The sequence below is a fragment of the Rathayibacter sp. PhB151 genome (assembly GCF_004366415.1).
In the GTDB taxonomy this organism is placed as follows: Bacteria; Actinomycetota; Actinomycetes; order Actinomycetales; family Microbacteriaceae; genus Rathayibacter; species Rathayibacter festucae.
The window spans coordinates 1,173,488-1,193,261 of sequence record NZ_SOEN01000006.1; the positions used below are offsets into that span (position 1 = coordinate 1,173,488).

The following is a 19,774-nucleotide window of genomic DNA, read 5'->3' on the forward strand; positions in this document are numbered from 1 at the left end:
CCAGGACGGCTTGCGCCCAGGCGGTCTACTCGTCGGGTTCGAGGATCTCCGAGTTGCCGACGAGGAGATTGAGGCCCTTCACGGACACGCTGACCAGTGAAAGCGTCGGGTCGGCACCGAAATCGGGTTCGAGTTCCGCGGCGGGTCCGCGGTCCATGAGGACGGATACCTCGGCGCGCCGGTTGGTCAGGGATCGTCCCTTGAGGCGTGGGAGTTGCCGTGCGCGAGCGTGAGCGAGCTCGTGCAGCTGGGCGTCGGTGAGCCCGGGCTGCGAGGTGATCCGTTCGTCGGCGTCGGTGAAGAGGGTGCGTTGCATGAGGTGGATGTCGCGCTCGCGCTTGTTGACGATCTTGTGGACGAGTGGCGAGACCATGCCCGGAGCTTAGAGGGAGGGGAGACAGCCCTCCGTCAGTCGTGGGACGCTGACGGTATGACCGCTCCCCGCACTCCTCTGGCGCGAACCGCGTTGTTCGCGAACGCCATCGTGTGGTTCGGGGCGTCGGGTGATGTTCTTCGCGATCGCCGGCGAGCAGACCTATGCGGCATTCACCGGCGAGTGGGTTCAACGTCTTCGGCTGGGCGCTGATCCTCGCCGTCGCAGTGGGGTTGGCGGTCGTGGGTGTGATCGAGAACCGGAACATTCGCGCAGGGAAGACGTACAAGAGGCGTCCCCGCCGTTGATCACCGCTCGAGCGCGTGTGGCCGTTCCGCGCGCGTGATCGGGGGGGGGTCGAGGGGGTTCTCCCCCTCGTGCGGGCCGGCCCGGTTTGGGTCGGCCCCGCGCACGCGCTCAGAGCGCGAGCGTCTGGAGTATGAACACGGTGGAGCCGATGGGCTTTCCGAAGTCGGTGTAGTCCTGGGTCGCGCGGCGGTTGCTGATGAGGTCGAGGGCGACCACCTCTTCCTCGGACTCGTCCGTCATCGGGTCGGGGTCGTCGTCCCACGCTCGGAGCACGGTCCGGTCGGCGTCGCGGACTAGCCAGAGTCCCCAGACTCGGGCGATGGGGCCGGTCGTCTCCAACTTGAACACGAGGGCGTGCGCGGTGGGCCAGCCGTGCGCGGCCGCGGCGACGATCAGCGCGCGTGCGGCCGCGGCAGTCGCGGCCTGGTCGCGGAGGCGGTGGCGTCGACGGCGGCTTGCGCGTCGCGCAGCGCCGGGTTGTGTCCCCACACGTCGACGTCGACGGCGGGAGTCGTGGTGGTGCTCATGGTGGGCCTTTCTACCTAGTCGAAGTGGAGGGTGCGGGGACCGGCAGCTGCCGGTCCCCGCGGAGCGGGCTAGCTGAGGTCTGCGGCGTCGGCTGCGGTGGTGTCGCCGGTGACGACCTGCTTGACCGGGGAGAGTGCGTATCCCCAGGTCGCGAGCTGGCAGAAGTGAGCGGCGGCGCGCTCGTCGCCGCGGCGCCACGACTCCTTGCTCGTGTTCGCCCCCTGTCCTGCGAGGACGACGGCCAGCGCGACCAGCCGGGCCTTCGCGAGGTTCGCCTCAACCAGCGCGCCGAGAGCGTCGGCGTGGTAGCTGGAGGGCAGCGCGATCCCGAGGAGGGCGTGCGCGAGCGCGTTGCCGCCGCTTATTCCGGAGGACACCGCGAAGCGGTGCTCGCCCTGGAATGGGGCACCGGGAGGCTTCAGCACAAAGCGGTCTTACCGCTTGGCGGGCTACAGCCGCACGGTTGTCGCTTTCACCTTCGCTGCTCGCCCAGGGCTCAAGCCTGCCGATCGAAAACTTCTTCAGCGCTGGCTGATGGCGCGGTCCAGGTCGGCCTCGGACGGCAGCGCCGCCTGGTCCTCGGGAGAGAGGAGGTCGTAGCTGGCGATCGCGATGGGATGCGTACTGCTCGCGAGCGCGTACCGCACGACGCGATCGTTCTTGTCGGTGCAGAGCAGCAGGCCGACAGTGGGAGCGTGCGCCGCACGGCGAAGATGGTTCTCCACGACTTCTACGTAGAAGCCGAGTTGGCCGACATATTCAGGCTTGAACTTGCCCATTTTCAGCTCCACGACGACGTAGCGCAGCTGCTCGATGTGGAAGAAGAGGAGGTCGACGAAAAACTCGTCGCCGTCGACGTCGAACGGCACTTGCCGGCCGACGAAGCTGAAGCCGCGGCCGTGTTCTCCGAAGGTGTCGACGATGCGATCGACGAGTGCCTGCTCGATCTCCCGTTCCGCATAGCCGGGCTCGACGGCGAGGAAGTCGAAGATGTACGGGTCTTTCGTCATCTGCTGGGCGAGATCTGAGGCTGTCGGCTCGAGAAGATGATCGAGGTTCGTGGAGGCTGCACCGAAGCACTGGTGCTCGTGCGTCTTGATGTGGTTCTCAAGGGTGCTTCTCGTACAGCCGTTGGTGACCGCGTGTGCGGCGTACCATTCACGGTTGTCCCGATCGGTGAGCTTTTCGAGCAGCACGGTGATGTGGCCCCACGGCAATTGGGCAACAGCGTGTTGCCCGATCTCCCTGTCGCCAGCATCACTTCCGCCTGCCTCGCTGCCTGTGTCGCCATCCGCGGCACACCAGCGACAGCCGACCGGACAGCTAGAGCTCGAGCACCCCGCCCTCACACCCCGCCCCCACCAAAGGACCACCACATGAGCATGGAAGGCGTCGCCTGGAGCTCCCTCTACCGGATCTCCTCCGCCCAGAGCGGCAAGCACGGCATCTCCCGCGAGTCCGTGCGCCGCATCATGACCTTCGCGGTCCCCTACCGCGCCCGCCTCCTCCTCTTCATCGGCCTCAGCGTCGTCGGGGCGTTCCTCGCCGTCGCGACGCCGGTGCTCGCCGGGCGGGTGGTCGACACCATCGTCGCCCGGGGCGCCGTCGGCACGATCGTGCAGCTCGCCGTGGTCATCGCCCTCGTGGCCGTGGCCGACGCCGGCGTCTCGCTCGTCACGCGCTGGTACTCGGCGCGGATCGGCGAGGGCGTCATCCTCGACCTCCGCACCGCCGTCTTCAACCACGTGCAGAAGATGCCGATCGCGTTCTTCACTCGCACCCGCACGGGCGCCCTCGTCAGCCGGCTCAACAACGACGTGATCGGCGCGCAGCAGGCCTTCAGCGGCACGCTCTCCGGCGTGGTCACGAACGTCGTGGCGCTGGTCCTCACCCTGATCGTCATGCTCAGCACGTCCTGGCTGGTCACCGTCCTCGCGGTGATCATGCTGCCGATCTTCCTCATCCCCGCGCGCCGGATGGGCAGCCGTCTCGCCGCACTCCGCCGCGAGGCCGCCGACCACAACTCCGCGATGAGCACGCAGATGACCGAGCGCTTCTCGGCGCCCGGCGCCACCCTGGTGAAGCTGTTCGGCCGGCCCGATGAGGAGGCCGAGGAGTTCCGTGTCCGGGCCGCCCGCGTCCGCGACATCGGGGTCCGGACGGCGATGCTGCAGCTCGTCTTCGTCACCGCGCTGACCCTCGTCTCCGCGCTCGCCCTCGCGCTCGTCTACGGGCTCGGCGGCGTCCTCGCCCTCGGCGGGCAGCTCGACACCGGCGCGGTCGTCACCCTGGCTCTCCTGCTCACCCGCCTCTACGCGCCGCTGACCAGCCTCGCGAACGCGCGCGTCGAGATCATGAGCGCGGTCGTCAGCTTCGAGCGGGTCTTCGAGGTGCTCGACCTCCAGCCGCTCATCCAGGAGAAGCCCGACGCGGGCACCGTCCCCGAGGGCCCGGTGTCCGTCGAGTTCGACGACGTCCGCTTCGCCTATCCGTCCGCGGACAAGGTGTCGCTCGCCTCCCTGGAGGAGGTCGCCGTCCTCGACACCCGCGGCGGCGAGGAGGTGCTGCACGGCCTGTCCTTCCGGATCGAGCCGGGGCAGACCGTCGCGCTCGTCGGCACGTCCGGCGCCGGCAAGTCGACGATCGCGCAGCTGCTCTCGCGCCTCTACGACGTCGACAGCGGCGCCGTGCGCCTGGCCGGCACCGACGTCCGCGACGTCACCTTCGCCTCGATGCGGCACACCCTGGGAATGGTGACCCAGGACGGCCACCTCTTCCACGAGACGATCCTGTCCAACCTGCGCCTCGCCCGGCCGGAGGCGACCGACGACGAGGTGTGGGACGCCCTCCGCCGCGCGCGGCTCGAGCCGCTCATCCGCTCGCTGCCCGACCAGCTGGACACACTGGTCGGCGAGCGCGGCTACCGCCTCTCCGGCGGCGAGCGCCAGCGGCTGACCATCGCGCGGCTGCTGCTCGCGCAGCCGCGCGTCGTCATCCTCGACGAGGCGACGGCCGCGCTCGACTCCACCTCGGAGGCCGCGGTGCAGGCGGCGCTCAGCGAGGCCCTCGAGGGCCGGACCGCGATGGTGATCGCCCACCGCCTCTCCACCATCCGCAGCGCCGACCTCATCCTCGTGATCGAGGACGGCACGATCGTCGAGCGCGGCACGCACGAGGAGCTGCTGGCCGCGGCCGGCCGCTACGAGGAGCTGCACCGGACGCAGTTCGCGGTGCAGAAGGACGTGGCGGCGGAGGAGGAGGCGCTCAGCGGGTCCTGACCCCGACCGACGTCGCTGGGGTGGGTGGGTCTCGATACGTGCCTCCGGCGCTACTCGACCAGCAAGTGTGCGGGCGTCTCGAGCAAGGCCCACCGTCGTCTGCGGGGCTGGTCTGCACACTCGCTTTCAGCAGGGACCGCGACGGACGCACCAGGAGCCCTGCTTCAGCGGCTCTCGGCTCGGCCCAGCCCGTCCTCCTCCCCGCCTCCGGGCGGCCACTGCCCTATCGTTACCGCTAACACGGGATCAGGTGGCGGGGGGACGAGCATGGCCGACAGGCAGCAGCGCGCGGCGACCATCTACGACGTCGCCCGGGCGGCGGGGGTCTCGCATCAGACGGTGTCGCGGTTCCTGACGGGGACCGGCGGCATCCGTCCGGCGAACCGGGTCCGGGTCGAGGAGGCGCTGCGGACGCTGAACTACCGGACCAACGCCACCGCCCGCTCGCTCGCCACCCGGCGCACGCACCGGCTCGGGGCACTGGTGCACGAGCTGTCCGGGACCGGTCCGGGCAAGACGATGCAGGGGGCGAGCGACGCCGCCCGCCGGGCAGGCTACTCGCTGGACATCATCAGCCTCGACACCTCGGACGACGTCGAGCTCGCCGACGCTCTGGACGCGCTCGGCAGCCGGGACCTGGAGGGCATCCTCGCCACGGCACCCACCGACGAGGTCGATGCGGCGCTGCGCACGCTCGACCTGCCGATCCCGATCCACATCGACCGCGGCGGCGAGCGGACGGACGGCTCGTCGGTGGTCGGCACGCGGCTCGCCGTCTCGCACCTGCTGGAGCTCGGCCACCAGCGCATCGCGCACCTCGCCGGCCCCGAGCGCTGGATCTCCGCGCAGGACCGCGCGCGCACCTACCAGCAGTGCATGGCCGAGGCGGCGCTGCCCACCCGTCCGCTCGTGCACGGCGACTGGTCCTCCCGCTCCGGCTACGCGGCCGCTCCGCAGCTCTTCGCGGAGGCCGGCGTCACGGCGGTCGTCGCGGCGAACGACCGGATGGCGCTCGGGCTGCTGCTCTGGCTGCACGACAACGGCCGGCGGATCCCCGAGGACGTCAGCGTCGTCGGCTTCGACGACATCGCCGAGGCGGAGTTCTTCCACCCGCCGCTGACGACCGTCCGCCAGGACTTCACGGCGATGGGCCGCGCCTCCGCGCTGGCGCTGATCGCCCTGGTCGAGGAGTCCGACCGGGCGGGCGCCGTCGACTACCCGGCGCCGGAGCTCGTCGTGCGCGCGTCGACCGCCCCTCCCGCCTGAGGGATCCGCGAGCCCGCGGAACCTCGACCGCTGACCCTTCGATCCCCGAATCGTGACCGGTAACGATTAATCCTTGCGGAGTCGCGGACGGCGCTCTACGGTGATCCTGTTGCACAGTTCGTTACCGGTAACGAAACCCGGATCCACGACGCGACGCGCCTTCTGCAGAGCAGCAGAGGATTCACGCAGGGATGAAGACACCGATGAGAACGACGAAGTTCCGCAGGCCGCTCGCGGCCGTGACCGCCCTCGCCGCCGCCGCCCTCCTGGCGGGCTGCACCGGCGCGACCAGCCCGGCCGCGACAGGCGACGCCGACGGCCCCGTCACCCTCGAGTACTGGTCGTGGGCCCCCAACATCGAGAAGATCGTCGACGTCTGGAACCAGGCGAACCCCGACATCCAGGTGGAGGTCAACACCTCGACCGGCGGCGCGGAGATCGTCGCGAAGCTCAGCGCGGCGAAGCAGGCCGGCACCCTGCCGGACCTCTCGAACACCACCTACGAGAACCTGCCGAACCTGATCACGAGCGAGATCGCCTCCGACGTCACCTCGATCATGGGCGACCGGGAGGCGGAGACGGCCGGCCCCGCCTGGGAGCTGACGACGTTCGACGACGTGAACTACGCCGTCCCGCAGGGCACCGCGCCGATGTTCCTCTACTACCGCACCGACATCTTCGAGGCCAACGGCCTGGCCGTCCCGACCACCTGGGACGAGTACGCCGACGCCGCCCGGGCCCTGCACGCCGCGGACCCAACGAAGTACCTCGCGACCTTCCCCGCGAACGACGCGCAGCTGTTCGCCGGGCTCAGCCAGCAGGCCGGCGCCGAGTGGTGGAGCCAGGAGGACGGCACCTGGACGGTCGCGATCGACGACCCCGCCTCGCAGAAGGTCGCCGACTACTGGCAGGGCCTGGTCGACGACGGCAGCCTCGCGACCTTCAAGACCTTCACTCCGGAGTGGCAGGCCGCGCTCGCCGACGGCACGCTGGCCAGCTGGCTCGGCGCGGTCTGGACTCCCCCGCTGCTGCAGAACAACGCGCCCGACACGATCGGCAAGTGGGCCGCGGTGCCGATCCCGCAGTGGACCCCGTCCGACCCGAGCTCGGGAGTCCTGGGCGGCAGCGGCACGATCGTGACCACCGGCTCCGACCACCCGGAGCAGGCGCGCGAGTTCGCGCTCTGGCTGAACACCTCGACCGAGGCCCTCGAGGCGTACATCGAGTACGCCAGCATCTGGCCCGCCGCGCTCTCCGGCCGCGAGCTGCCCGAGCTGCAGCAGGCCCCGGCGCTGCTGCCCGAGCAGACCGACTTCTACGCCACCGCCGACGAGATCGACCAGATGACGGCCTCGGTGACCTGGGGGCCGAACGTCTCGGTCGCCTACGACGCCTTCAACAACGCCTTCAGCGCCGCCGTCAACGAGAAGGGCAGCTTCGCGGAGGCCCTCGCGAGCGTGCAGGAGGCGACCGTCGCGGACCTCGAGAAGTCCGGCTACGACGTCGCCGGGCAGTGAGGCTCCCGTGACGACCACCGCCGCGCCCCGGACCGGGCGCCCCTCGACCCTCGCCCCGCGCGCGGCACCCTGGTTCTTCGTCGCCCCCGCGGTCCTGCTCGCCGTCGCTCTCCTCGCCCTCCCGCTGCTCTACACGGTCTGGCTCAGCTTCCGCGGCAACACCGTCAGCGGCAGCGGGCTGGGCGTGAAGAAGGAGACGTTCGTCGGCTTCGACAACTACGCGCGCACCCTCGCGGATCCCGCGCTCTGGGCCGGCTTCGGCCGGATGCTGACCTATGCGCTGCTCTCGGTCCCGGTGACGATGATCCTCGCGCTGGTGTTCGCGCTCCTGCTCGACAACCTGTCCACCCGCTTCGGCCGGTTCTCGCGGATCGCGATCTTCGTGCCCTACTCGGTCCCGGGCGTGATCGCCGCGCTGATGTGGGGGTTCCTCTACCTCCCGGGCGTCAGCCCCTTCGTCGACGCGGCGACCGCTCTGGGGCTGCCCGCTCCGGTCTTCCTCGGACCGGACTCGGTGTTCCTCTCGGTCGCGAACATCGCGATCTGGGGCTCGGTCGGCTTCAACATGGTGATCCTCTACACCTCGCTGCGCGGTCTGCCGTCCGAGATCTACGACGCCGCCCGCATCGACGGCTGCTCCGAGCGCCAGCTCGCGCTGCGCATCAAGCTGCCGCTGATCGTGCCGGGAGTGATCATGACCGGGCTCTTCTCCGTCATCGGCGCACTGCAGGTCTTCTCGGAGCCGAACACGCTCGTGACGCTCACCACGGTGATCGGCTCGGACTGGGTGCCGATGATGCTGATCTACCGCGACGCCTTCGTGACCAACGACCTGTTCTCCGCTTCGGCGACCTCGGTCGTGGTCACCCTCCTCACCCTCATCGCCTCGCTCGGCCTGCTGCGGTTCCTGCAGTCGCGCGCCTTCGGAGAAGACTGATCATGACCGACACCCTCACGAAGCTCCCGCCCGTCCTCGAGGATCCGCGCCGGGCCGCGCAGTCGGTCCGCTCCCGCCGCCGGGGCCCCACGGTCACCCGGCCGCGGGCCGCGTTCTGGCCCACCGCGGTCCTGCTCGTCGGGGCCGTCTACTGCCTCCTGCCCGTCTTCTGGCTCTTCACGGCCGCGACCAAGCGCTCGGGCGAGCTGTTCACCACGTTCTCGCTCTGGCCGAGCTTCACCGGCGGGTTCCAGGAGAACTTCGGCCTGCTGCTCGGGGTCGGCAACGGCGCGTTCTGGTCCTGGTGCCTGAACAGCCTGATCTTCGCCGGCGGCGGCGGGCTGCTCGGCACCGCGGTCTCCGCTCTCGCCGGCTACGGCCTCGCGAAGTACTCCTTCCGCGGGAAGAAGCTCGTCTTCAACTTCCTGCTGATCGGAGTGCTCATCCCCGGGGTCATCCTCGCGATCCCGCAGTACCTGCTGCTCTCCTCCGTCGGGATCGCCGGCACCTACTGGTCGGTGCTGCTGCCCTGCATGATCAGCCCGTTCAGCATCTACCTCTGCCGCATCTACGCCACCGCGGTGGTGCCCACCGAGATGCTCGAGGCCGGGCGGATCGACGGGGCGAGCGAGTGGCGGATCTTCTCGCGGATCGCCGTCTACCCGATGGTGCCGGGGCTGATCACCGTGTTCCTGCTGCACTTCGTCGGCATCTGGAACAACTTCCTGCTCCCCTTCATCATGCTCTCGCGCACCGACATGTTCCCGCTGACGGTCGGCTTCTACTCGCTGATGAACCAGGGCAACGACCAGCCCAACACCTACAACGTCGTGATCATGGGCTGCCTCGTCTCGACCATCCCGCTGATCGCGCTCTTCCTCTTCCTGCAGCGCTACTGGCGCCTCGACCTCGTCAGCGGATCGCTCAAGGGCTGACCGCCCGGTTCCGCCGACCTCGCCGACCGCTTCTCCGCGCCGACCACCTCTCTCACACCGAAGGATCGACATGACCACCACCGAGACCGCCACCGCCCCGACGGCGACCGGCAGCACCCTCCCCGACGGCGGCTGGCCCGTCATGCTCACCCCGTTCCGCGAGGACCGCTCGCTCGACTTCGAGCAGGTCGACGCCCTCACGGACTGGCTGATCGACAACGGCGCCGCCGGCATCTTCACCGTCGCGCTCTCCAGCGAGATGTACGACCTCACCGAGGAGGAGCGCCTCGCCCTCGCGACGCGGGTCGTCGCCCGCTCCGCCGGCCGCGTCCCGGTGGTCGCCTCCTCGGTCTCCTCGGGCACCCCGGAGGAGCAGGCCGCGTCCGCCGCCGCGATGGCCGCGACCGGGGTCGACGCGGTCGTGCTGATCTCCTCGCTGGTCGGCGGGCTCACCACCACCGAGGAGGAGTGGCGCGCGACGGTGCAGCACATCCTCGACACCGTGCCGGGGGTCGACTTCGGGATCTACGAGTGCCCGGTGCCGTTCAAGCGCCTGCCCTCGACCGAGAACGTCGCCTGGATGGCCGGGACCGGCCGCTTCGTCTTCTACAAGGACACCTCGCACTCGCTCGAGACCATGCAGGAGCGACTCGCCGCGATCGCGGGCACCCGCCTGAAGCTCTACAACGCGCAGATCTCCTCCCTCACCGACTCGCTCCGCGCGGGTGCCGCGGGCCTCAGCGGCTACGCCGCGAACATCTACCCGGAGCACGTGGCCTGGCTCTGCGAGCACTACGACGACGAGCCCGCCGAGACGGCCGTCGCCGTGCAGCGCCTGCTGACGGTCGCCGAGCACACGATCAACTCGCGCTATCCCACCTCGGCGAAGTACTACCTCCGGCACAGCTCGCGTCTGGCGATCGAGCCGATCAGCCGCTGGAAGCCCGAGGGCATCGGCGCGCACGAGGGCGCACCGCTGCTGGAGCTCGCCGCCTACATCCGCGACCTCCGCCTCCCCGGGGCGGCGCGGGTCGACGGCGCCCGCTAGATGCTCGTCGGGGCGTACCCGTCGCTGCCGGAGCACGCGCGACGCGACGCCGTCGCCTTCGACGCCTTCCACGAGCGGATCGCGCTCGTCACCGGGTGCTCGGGGTTCGAGATCCCGTTCGGCAGCGCCTTCGTGCCCGACGAGGCGGAGCTGCTGCGGCTGCTGCGCCGCGGGGGGACGCACGTGCTCACCCTGCTGCCGGCGGTGCTCGAGCGCGGGGTCGGGCTGGCGGATCCGGTCGAGGAGCCCCGGGGCGCGGCGGTCGCGCTGGTGCGACGGGCCGTCGCTGCCGCAGTATCGGTGAACGAGAGCGAGCGTCGCGCGGTCGTCGACGCGGTGCTGCTCCACTCGGCGCCGCGGATGACGCGTGCGACGGCGGACGCCGCTCGCGCGGCGTTCTCGCGGAGTCTCGCCGAGATCGCCGGCTGGGACGCGCACGGCGTGCAGTTCGTGATCGAGCACTGCGACTCCTTCGAGGGACCGGACCCGGCGAAGGGCTTCCTCGACCTGCCGACCGAGCTCGAGCTCGCCGCCCGCCACGGCTTCGGCACCGCGATCAACTGGGGCCGCTCCTACCTCGAGACCCACCGTCTCGACGGTCCGCTCGAGCACGCGCGGGCGGCGCGAGACGCCGGCAGCCTGGCGATGCTCGGCGTCTCGGGAGTGAGCGACACGGCGACGACGCTCGGCCCCGCGTTCAGCGACAGCCACGCCCCCGTCCGCACCGACGACACCGTCCCGAGCCTGCTCGATCCCGACACCCTGCAGAACTTCCTCGGCGTGGATCCCGGAGCGCGTGTCGTCACGAAGGTCGCGGGCGGACCGCACGCACTCGCCGCCTCCGCCCACGCCGCCCGCCGGCCCTTCCTGCCGGCCGAGCAGCCCCGCAGGCCCCACATGCTGGTCGAGTAGCCCCGCAGGGGCGTATCGAGACCCACCGTCCCCGACGGTTCCGCCCTGAAGACACGACGCCGACCACATCACCGCTCTCTGGAGACACGCCATGACCCACCACCCCGCCGACACCCGCTACGACCGGATGACCTACCACCGCTCCGGCCGCAGCGGCCTGAAGCTGCCCGCCCTCTCACTGGGCCTGTGGCACAACTTCGGCGAGACGAAGCCGATCGAGACCCAGCGCGCGATCGTCCGCCGCGCCTTCGACCTCGGGATCACCCACTTCGACCTCGCCAACAACTACGGCCCGCCCTACGGCTCCGCCGAGACGGCGTTCGGCCGGATCCTCGCGGAGGACCTGCGCCCGTACCGCGACGAGCTGGTCCTCTCCACGAAGGCCGGCTACGACATGTGGCCCGGCCCCTACGGCGATCACGGCTCGCGCAAGTACCTGCTGTCCTCGCTCGACCAGAGCCTCGGCCGGCTCGGCGTCGAGTACGTCGACGTCTTCTACTCGCACCGCCCCGACCCGGAGACCCCGATCGAGGAGACGATGGGCGCGCTGGCGAGTGCGATCCAGCAGGGCAAGGCCCTCTACGCGGGTGTCTCGAACTACTCGCCCGAGCAGACGATCGCCGCCCGCGACGCGCTCGCCGCGCACGGGGTGCCGCTGCTGATCCACCAGCCCCGCTACTCGATGCTCGACCGCCGGCCCGAGGAGTCGGGCCTGCTCGACCTCGTCGAGCGGGAGGGCATCGGCGCCATCGTCTTCTCCCCGCTGGAGCAGGGCCTGCTCACCGACCGCTACCTCTCCGGCGAGATCCCGCCGGACTCTCGCGCCGCGGTCGGGCAGTTCCTCAAGCCCGGAGCCCTCGAGGGCGACTACCAGCGGCTGATCCAAGGCCTGAAGGAGATCGCGGACGGGCGCGGCCAGAGCATCGCCCAGCTCGCCCTGAACTGGGTGCTGCGCTCCTCCGCTGTCACCTCGGCGATCATCGGCGCCTCGAGCGTGCAGCAGCTGGAGCAGAACGTGGCGGCCCTCGACGCACCGCCCCTCTCGGCGACCGAACTCGGGGCGATCGAGACGGCCCTTCCGAACTGACGGAGCCCGCCCTGCGACGCCTGCGCTCGCGATGCTCACCGGACGCTGCGGCGGCCGATCCGCCCGCGGACCGATGGCCTAGATTCGAGGCATGGTGAGCGCAGCAGGGTCGGCACCCGGGCGCCTCCCCCGCCGCTCAGAACAGCCGGACCGCGTCCTCCGGCTCGTCCAGCCCGCGGACCAGCGTCGGGATTCGCTTCTTGAAGGCGAAGAATCCGCGGGAGGCCGAGGGCCAGGCGGTGCCGTCCCAGCGGCGGCGCACGGTGACGAGCGCGATGCCCTCCTGGGCGAGGGCCGAGCGGAGCGCGTCCAGCCGCTCCTGCACGGGACCGACCGGCGCGTACGGGACCACCACGGTGTCGAGCCGCTCGGACGCCGCCCACTCGACCACCGTCGCAGGGAGAGCATCGGCCAGCACCCGCGCCGGCCGACCGCCCTTGTCCGGCGTGTGCTCCGCGGCGTCCGCGATCGCCGCGGCCGTGAAGTCCTGCACCGCCTCGGAGACCGCGAACGGTGAGCGCTCCCCCGGGTCGGCGAAGACCGCGGTCGCGATCAGCCGCTCCGCCAGCCCGGGCTGCTCGGCGAGGAGGCTCGCCGCGTCGAGGTCCTCCTCGTGCAGCAGGAGGCCGGGGCGGGTGCCGAGGGTGCCGACGACGTCGTCCGGCTCGATCGGCGTGCGGGGCGGGAAATGCTCCTCGCTGAGCGCGGGCGCCGAGCCGGCGAGGCCCTGCGGCGAGAAGCGCCCCTCGGTGTACTTGGCGATGTTGGACGCGGTCGCGAGGTACGTCTTGCCCGGGGTCTGCAGGCCGGCCACCCAGCGCCAGGACAGGGTGTTGGAGGCGGCGTCGCCGTCGAGCAGGTGCCGGTAGAAGAAGTCGGCGCCGAGCTGCCAGGGCAGGCCGAGCGTGAAGACCCAGATGCTCGCGAACCACATGCGCGTGTGATTGTGGAGGTACCCGGTCTCGACGAGCTCCTGCACCCAGGCGTCCATCGCGTCGATGCCGCTCCGGCCCTCGATCGCGTCGGCGTAGCCGGTCGGGAGGTGCCCCTCGAAGTCGCGCACCTCGCGGCGGTAGCGGCGCCACACCTCGGGGTTCTGCTCGAGCCAGCCCTTCCAGTAGGTGCGCCAGAGCACCTCCTGGACGAACTTCTCCGCGGCGGTCAGCGTGTGGCGGGCGAGGACCGCGGCGACGACCTCCCGCTCGGTGACGAGCCGGTGGCGGAGGTACGGGGAGAGCCCGGAGACGTTGCTCCGGGACGGTCCGTGGTCGTGATTGCGCTCGCGCGTGTAGGCGGAGCCGGCGCGCGCGACGAAGTCGTCGAGCGCCTCGAGACCGGCGGCTCGGGTCGGGATGAACATCCCGCCATCATGCGACGCGCTCCGGGGCGGGGGCTGACAGCGGCGGGCGGCCCGGGTGACCGCTCTGCGAACGCGCGCCGACTCCTGCTGCTCCGCGCAACTGAGATGGATCTTTATCACCGGTGTCCGCTTGACAGGGGAGCATCCTGACTACCGCCCAAGCGGCCTGGCGTGAGTCCCCTGCAGCTCACATGTCGCCCAGGAGAGGCCTTCTGGAGCAGCTCTTCCACGGCGTGTTCCGGGACGCGGGAAGCGCGCCCGGAGACTTCGACGACCTCCGCGCCGCGCGGCTCAGCACAAACCCGACGCGCACCGCAGCCGAACGGGTCGGGTCGGGTCGAGGGATCCGGTGGCGGTCGTCGCGGGGAGGACCGCGGCGTTCCTTCATGGGTCCGGGGACCTGCAACCCGACCCGATCGGGTTCGCAACGCCTGTCCCCGACAGTCGCAGCGCCTCGACATCCGATACCGGAGCCGCCGCTTCACTTCCGGTGAGGTGATAGTCCGCTCCGGGCCGCCGACGACGACGGACAAGCTCACAGTCGCCGATCTCCTCATCGACCGCCAGGACGGCAGCCTGGTCGCGGGCGTCCTAGCAGATGCCGTCCGGCGCTCGGCTGCCGACCTCGGGCTCCTCGAGACGCTTCTAGGGGTCGTCGCCGCCAGTCACCGCCACCCAAGGAACGCCAGCGCGAGCCTGCTCCAGCATCTTCTCAAGTTGAGAGATGTCGACGCCCCAGCCAGCTCCTTCGCCTGCGCCGGAGTCCGTTCTTGTGGGAAGGCAACACCCGAGAAACGCTGACGACCTAACCGGGCCAGCCGTGGTGAGGACTGAACGTGCAGGCGGCTCCGTTCCTTCGACCGCGTAACGCGCGCGCACCGCGACGACCTCATCGACGACGAGACCCACGAAGCGATCGAGGATCACCCGGACGAACCGCCCGACCCCGCCGCCGTCTCCTGTGGGCGAGCTGCGTTGGTCGAGGACTGGAAGGACACGGTGACCCTGGAGAACGTGCCGGTACCTGCGCCGACTGGAGAGGCGCTGCGCCTCATCGCGGAAGCCGGTCGACTTGCCCGCGCCGACGACTCCCGCGGCGTGATCGGCTCACCCGCGGCGCCGCCGCCGCTTGAGACACGCATGCCGCGATTTACTTGCCTGTCTTTTCAAGCAGTTTTGTCGCGAGGAAAAATTGATCTGAGCGCGGATACGAGTGCCAGTCGGTACTTGACATCCATCTCCAAGAACAAACTCGGTCGAGAACGTGACACATCGAAACGACGAAAGGAATGTATTTGTCCGGTATGGCCTTCGCTGTCTCTGGCGCAGTAACAGACCAAATGCCCTCGGAAGGGTTCACCTCCGGTTCGTTCCAAGCGTAGGCGTAGGTGTCCTCTTTAGCGCCGCCAACGCGGCCGGGATCGGCTAGTAAAGCCACACCAAGAATTTTACCATCTAAATAATCGGGTTCGGTGGTGAAGAACTGGTGGACAGAGAGCGCCCCTTGCGAGAAACCTGAGAATATGAATTTGGCGTTAGGGCACTTGGATATTTCCTGTGTGATCCGAGATTGAAGTTTGCTCACACCATCATATATGGACCCTGAATATCTGTCCAGGTAGTCGGTATTTACAATATTAGCACCCTCAGGGCTCGGCAAGGCTTGATAGGCAACTCCGATTGGCTTGATCTTTGCTCCCCGCGCCGCTTCGTATTCCTCGAAGACTCCCTGAATTTCCGTGCCAAACAGAGCAATGTTTGCTGCCCTATCGGCCGCAGCATCGAACGTTTGGGCAAGCGGCTGCCGAAGCTTTTCCGAAGCCCGTGTAAGCGCTTCGCCCTGCGGCTCCTGGCCCGATCCCCTGAGGCCAAAGAAGACGACTGGCGCACAGGCAGATCGATCGTCCCACGCTTGCGGCGGTTCCGCCGTTCCGTGCTCAGGAGAGGCATACCCGGCCCACGGGATGACGTTCAACCCGTCACCCTCTACTGGGACGCCGGTGCCATATGGGGCGGGGCCAGAGGGACTGCCCCAATCAATATCTGTGGCGTTCAGGTATCCGGCACTGACGGCCCCCTTAGTGCTGTTGACGACTGCCCCACCTCTCCACTCAGCGGCGCCAGAGTAGTCCACAGAAATGGCCGCCGAAGCGAACTTTATTATGACGTTCTCTAGGCGAGCTTCGCCGTTGGGGTATACATGCAGTCCTTGCCAGGAGCCAGGATAAGGAGTGCTGCGGCTGCCCAGATTGAAATTGTCGCCCGCCGCGTTCGAGTGGTCCCTCCAAGAGGTGAATGTGACCGGTGCCGCAGCCGTTCCCGTGGCAATCAGTTTGCCGCGAATGCGTAGTTCATTTCCCTCTACCTTGATGATGCTGTTTTGTACGAGGGTCATAGTGACTCCTGGTGCAATAGTCAGCCCGTCGTCACCGATTCCATATTTTGCGAGAGTTGCATCTGGAACGATCCAGTCTTTCACTAGAATACCCTCGAGAAGTATGCCATTAGAAGGCGTCGATTCAACTTTGTTAAATGCAAAGTTCTCTGGCCGCAATTGATTATCGAAGATGGTCATCGCCGCTCCCCCGTATTCGTCATACCGGCCGTCGCTGTAGTCAAACCGATTGCTCGTGACCTTCATTGGGATCGCCGAGGGGTCGATGGAGGCCGACACCAAATTGAGCTGGCCGTGTTGGATGAGGTTATTAGATAGCTCAATCCGGCTGAGGGCCGCATATGGCTTCTCGGATCGATAGATCCTGGTCCCCATCGACCAAATAGAATTTGTGAGACGGAACAGTTTCGGATCATCTGCCGAGTGGCCCATTGCGTCGATATTATGGACGTAATTGAAGTCCACGGAGCCAACGAGTTCAGTTGTCATGGTTGGTGAACCCACAACAAAACTCCCCCACCCTTGGTCGGATTGCGACGAAGGTCCGTCATTGTTCGTATCTCCGCCGATGCCATCATTCTCGACGGAAGTGAACGTGATTGGTAGCGCACTGCTTCCATGCGCAATCACTGAGCCCTCAATTAAGAAGGTTGAGTAAAATGATTTTATGATGACGCCGGGTTCGATTGTCAAAACCGCGCTTCGTTCAATGATTACGTCAGAGCTGTCGAGCACATAGACCGTTCCGGGGACGTATCTCCACGTTGTATTGGTCGAAATGCGAGTCGGTAGAGGCGTTCCTCGCCAGACTGCGAAGTTGGCGCTCGTCTTGGTGGTCGGAACGTAGCCTGCTTTGGTACCTATGACCGACGCAGTAATAAATTGCCCAGAATCGGCCGCTGTGAGCATATATCTCGCGGCAGTCGCATTGGGGATCGGCTGCCCGTTGCGGTTCCATTGATAAGAAAAGACCGGCGTCGGATTCCATGTCTTTGGAGAAACGGTCAGTGTCGATCCGACCGTTCGCTTGCCGGCGACAGTTGGTATTGGTGCCGTAACAAACTCAACCGGCGTGGGCGTGGATGTCTGCGTCGGCGTAGATGTCGGCGTCGGCGTCGGCGAAGCGGTCGGCGTTGGCGTAGCGGTCGGCGTCGGCGTCGCGGTCGGCGTCGCGGTCGGCGTCGCGGTCGGCGTGGACAAGATTGCGGCGGTGGCTGCGGACGTTTTCGAGGTGGTCGTGTTGCCGGTCTTGGTGCCGGTGACAGTAACGGTGAGGGTGGCGCCGGAGTCCGCGGTGATGAGGGTGTAGTCCCCACCCGTTGCGCCGGGTATCGCGACTGTGCCGCGCTTCCATTGGTAGGCGAAGGTATCCGGGACCGGGTTCCATGTGCCGGGCACTGCGGTCAGTGTGGACCCGACCGTCGTCGTGCCGGTGATCGTCGGAGTGGGGGCGGCCGTGAAAGCGACCGCTGCTGCGCTCTTGATCGCGGCGGTCGCGGCGGACGTTTTCGAGGTGGTGATGTAGCCGGTTTTCGTACCGCTCACGGTCACGGTGACGGTCTTCCCGGCGTCAGCGGCGACCAGGGAGTAGGTCTTCGCTACTGCACCGCTGATGACCACGCCGGCACGCTTCCACTGATAGTCATAGCTCGCCGGCACAGGATTCCAGGCACCAGGCACCGCCGTCAGCTTCAAACCGACCGTCGTCGTGCCCGTGATCGTCGGGATTGGTGCTGCCGTGAAGGCGGTCGCGGGAGCAGCCTTGATCGCCGCGGTCGCAACAGACGTCTTCGAGGTGGCGACATAGCCGGCCTTGCTGCCCGTGACCGTGACCGTGAGGGTCGCGCCGACGTCAGCGGCAACAGGCTTATACGTGGAGGCTGTCGCCCCGCTGATCACAGTCGTCCCGCGCTTCCACTGGTAGGTGAACGTCGGGACCGGATTCCAGGTGCCCGTCGCAGCGGTCAGGGTCGCCCCGACCGTCGCCGTCCCCGTGATCGTAGGAACCGGCGCGGCCGCGAACGCGATCGCGGGAGCAGCCTTGATCGCCGCGGTCGCAACAGACGTCTTCGAGGTGGCGACATAGCCGGCCTTGCTGCCCGTGACCGTGACCGTGAGGGTCGCGCCGACGTCAGCGGCAACAGGCTTATAGGTGGAGGCTGTCGCCCCGCTGATCACAGTCGTCCCCCGCTTCCACTGATACGCGAACGTCGGCACGGGATTCCACGTCCCCGGTTTCGCCGTCAAAGTCGACCCCACCGTCGTCGTGCCCGTGATCGTCGGCGCCGACGCGGCCGAGAACGCGGTCGCCGGAGCAGCCTTGATCGCCGCGGTCGCGACAGACGTCTTCGTCGTGGTGACGTACCCGGCCTTGCTGCCCGTGACGGTGACCGTCAGGGTCGCGCCGACATCCGCGGTGACGGGCTTGTAGGTGGACGCGGTCGCGCCGCTGATCGTCGTGGTGCCGCGCTTCCACTGATACGCGAACGTCGGCACGGGGCTCCACGTACCCGTGCTTGCCGTCAAGGTGGACCCCACGGTCGCGGTCCCGGTGACCCGGGGAACCGGCGCCGCCGTGAACGCAGCTGCTGCCCTAATCGCTGCGGTCCGTGCCGACGTTCTCGAGGTCGTGGTGTACCCGGTCTTCGTTCCGGTGACGGTGACGGTGAGGGTCGCGCCGACGTCCGCAGTGACGGGCTTGTAGGTGGCGGCGGTCGCACCCGAGATCGTCGTGGTGCCGCGCTTCCACTGATACGCCAACGTCGGCGCGGGGGCCCACGTGCCCGTGACAGCGGTCAGCGTTGAGCCCACGGTCGTGGTCCCGGTGACCGTGGGAACCGGTGCACTCGTGAACGCCGTCGCCGCGGCAGCTGGGGCTGCCGGCAAAGCGGTGAGCACGAGCGCCACGAGGAGGAGCATCGCAATGCGGGCGAGGGAGGAGGACTTGAGCAGCACCGGTGACCAATCGAGGATGTGACAAGGACCGCGACATCGCTCGGGAGGGCGGAAGAGTAGCAGCCCACATCGCCCGGTTGAGAAGCTGCTCATTGTCTTCACAGTCGGGGCCGCTCCACAATCACCGAGACGGTGACAGAAAGGGAAGGACCAGCCGACCGCGATCTGATGGGGTGCTCCTCAGCAGGCTCGCTCTTCGCGTCGGTCCGCGGGGCGCTTCGACGGCGGTCCGGGCTCCGCGTCAGCGATGCCGCGGTCCGTGAGCCGCCGTGGCCGCCGTTCGGGCTCGGACAGGGCCTCGAGAGGGACGCCGTCGGTCACCGGTTCCCCGGTCCGGTCTTCATAGGTGGAGAGCGTGGTCGGGCCGTCCTGAGAGAGCAGAACTGCCCAGTACCCCTGCGTCGCTCGACTCTCGAGCGAGCACGAGAGACCACCGAGGAACGGAGGAACCCGACATGAACAGCACCCCACAGACGAACCCGCTGATCGGCGGACCGGTGAGCGACGACGAGCAGCGCGCCTACTCCGCCTGGGCGAAGCGGATCGAAGCCGGACGGTACGAGCCCGCCGCTGACGGCGAGGTCTTCGAGGGAGCGGCAGCGGCCGAGAACGCGACCGAGCTGCTGGAGTCCCTCATCGGCGCCGACGCGCTCAGCGAGGCGATCGGACGGGGACGGCCCGGACTCGAAGGACGGGCCGGCGGCGGCCCCTCCGTCACGCGCCAGGTGCGGCTTTCTCAGGATCTCGATGCTCGGCTCGCCGCCCGCGCTGCAGGGGAGGACGTCGAGCTCAGCGTCAATGTTTGCCGCGCGCTCGACGACTACCTCCGCCCGACGGCATGACGCTCCGAGTCGTACCGAGGGACGCCGTTCGC

At 68.4% G+C, this 19,774-nt stretch carries 17 protein-coding genes; 10 read left to right on the forward strand and 7 right to left on the reverse strand.

Going from position 1 to position 19,774, the window contains the following annotated elements; genetic code table 11:
- Positions 1-25: 25 nt before the first annotated feature.
- The 5 genes from EDF35_RS06150 to EDF35_RS06165 all read right to left on the reverse strand — a co-directional run bounded on the left by EDF35_RS06150 (position 26) and on the right by EDF35_RS06165 (position 2,652).
- Positions 26-373, reverse strand: coding sequence for a hypothetical protein (locus tag EDF35_RS06150; protein WP_133961134.1), 348 nt, complete (start codon positions 371-373; stop codon positions 26-28).
- Positions 374-790: 417 nt separating this feature from the next.
- Positions 791-1,030 (reverse strand): hypothetical protein, encoded by a 240-nt coding sequence (locus EDF35_RS06155; protein ID WP_133961136.1) that lies wholly within the window; start codon positions 1,028-1,030, stop codon positions 791-793.
- A 44-nt stretch (positions 1,031-1,074) separates the two neighbouring features.
- Positions 1,075-1,209, reverse strand: a complete 135-nt coding sequence (locus EDF35_RS21380; RefSeq protein WP_279587515.1) for a hypothetical protein — start codon at positions 1,207-1,209, stop codon at positions 1,075-1,077.
- A 69-nt stretch (positions 1,210-1,278) separates the two neighbouring features.
- Positions 1,279-1,635, reverse strand: coding sequence for a hypothetical protein (locus EDF35_RS06160; protein ID WP_133961138.1), 357 nt, complete (start codon positions 1,633-1,635; stop codon positions 1,279-1,281).
- Positions 1,636-1,731: 96 nt separating this feature from the next.
- Entirely contained in the window at positions 1,732-2,652 is a 921-nt protein-coding gene (locus EDF35_RS06165; protein WP_347876892.1) for a PDDEXK nuclease domain-containing protein, read from the reverse strand.
- Between EDF35_RS06165 and EDF35_RS06170 the strand changes: the two genes are divergently transcribed.
- From EDF35_RS06170 to EDF35_RS06205, 8 genes are all read left to right on the forward strand, one after another.
- Positions 2,587-4,488, forward strand: coding sequence for an ABC transporter ATP-binding protein (locus EDF35_RS06170; protein WP_133961140.1), 1,902 nt, complete (start codon positions 2,587-2,589; stop codon positions 4,486-4,488). The two genes, EDF35_RS06165 and EDF35_RS06170, sit on opposite strands and share 66 nt — an antisense overlap.
- 267 nt (positions 4,489-4,755) lie before the next feature.
- On the forward strand, positions 4,756-5,754 hold the full coding sequence (locus EDF35_RS06175) for a LacI family DNA-binding transcriptional regulator (RefSeq protein WP_132435563.1): 999 nt from the start codon (positions 4,756-4,758) through the stop codon (positions 5,752-5,754).
- Positions 5,755-5,957: 203 nt separating this feature from the next.
- Positions 5,958-7,271 carry an extracellular solute-binding protein gene (locus tag EDF35_RS06180; protein WP_166649696.1) on the forward strand — a complete coding sequence of 438 codons (1,314 nt, stop codon included), beginning with the start codon at positions 5,958-5,960 and terminating at the stop codon, positions 7,269-7,271.
- A 7-nt stretch (positions 7,272-7,278) separates the two neighbouring features.
- Positions 7,279-8,208 carry a sugar ABC transporter permease gene (locus tag EDF35_RS06185; RefSeq protein ID WP_133961142.1) on the forward strand — a complete coding sequence of 310 codons (930 nt, stop codon included), beginning with the start codon at positions 7,279-7,281 and terminating at the stop codon, positions 8,206-8,208.
- A gap of 2 nt (positions 8,209-8,210) precedes the next feature.
- Positions 8,211-9,143: a carbohydrate ABC transporter permease gene (locus EDF35_RS06190; protein WP_123731533.1), complete on the forward strand. Its 933-nt coding sequence runs from the start codon at positions 8,211-8,213 to the stop codon at positions 9,141-9,143.
- A 70-nt stretch (positions 9,144-9,213) separates the two neighbouring features.
- Complete coding sequence (locus EDF35_RS06195) at positions 9,214-10,191, forward strand: dihydrodipicolinate synthase family protein (protein ID WP_133961144.1); 978 nt, start codon at positions 9,214-9,216, stop codon at positions 10,189-10,191.
- Entirely contained in the window at positions 10,192-11,103 is a 912-nt protein-coding gene (locus EDF35_RS06200) for a DUF4862 family protein (protein WP_133961146.1), read from the forward strand.
- A gap of 91 nt (positions 11,104-11,194) precedes the next feature.
- The gene (locus EDF35_RS06205; protein WP_133961148.1) at positions 11,195-12,190 is read left to right on the forward strand and encodes an aldo/keto reductase; all 996 of its coding nucleotides are present in this window, start codon (positions 11,195-11,197) and stop codon (positions 12,188-12,190) included.
- Positions 12,191-12,326: 136 nt separating this feature from the next.
- Here the strand turns inward: EDF35_RS06205 and EDF35_RS06210 are convergent, their stop codons facing one another.
- The gene (locus EDF35_RS06210) at positions 12,327-13,550 is read right to left on the reverse strand and encodes an FAD-binding domain-containing protein (RefSeq protein ID WP_133961150.1); all 1,224 of its coding nucleotides are present in this window, start codon (positions 13,548-13,550) and stop codon (positions 12,327-12,329) included.
- Between the two features lie 495 nt (positions 13,551-14,045).
- On the opposite strand from EDF35_RS06210, the gene EDF35_RS06215 reads away from it, so the two are divergent.
- Positions 14,046-14,351, forward strand: a complete 306-nt coding sequence (locus EDF35_RS06215) for a hypothetical protein (protein ID WP_133961152.1) — start codon at positions 14,046-14,048, stop codon at positions 14,349-14,351.
- Between the two features lie 349 nt (positions 14,352-14,700).
- On the opposite strand, the gene EDF35_RS21035 is transcribed toward EDF35_RS06215, so the two are convergent.
- A complete protein-coding gene (locus tag EDF35_RS21035; protein ID WP_208323022.1) occupies positions 14,701-18,852 on the reverse strand; it encodes a cutinase family protein in 4,152 nt (1,383 codons plus the stop codon).
- A gap of 503 nt (positions 18,853-19,355) precedes the next feature.
- Here EDF35_RS21035 and EDF35_RS06230 point away from each other — a divergent pair.
- On the forward strand, positions 19,356-19,742 hold the full coding sequence (locus tag EDF35_RS06230; RefSeq protein WP_133961158.1) for a hypothetical protein: 387 nt from the start codon (positions 19,356-19,358) through the stop codon (positions 19,740-19,742).
- Positions 19,743-19,774: the final 32 nt, after the last annotated feature.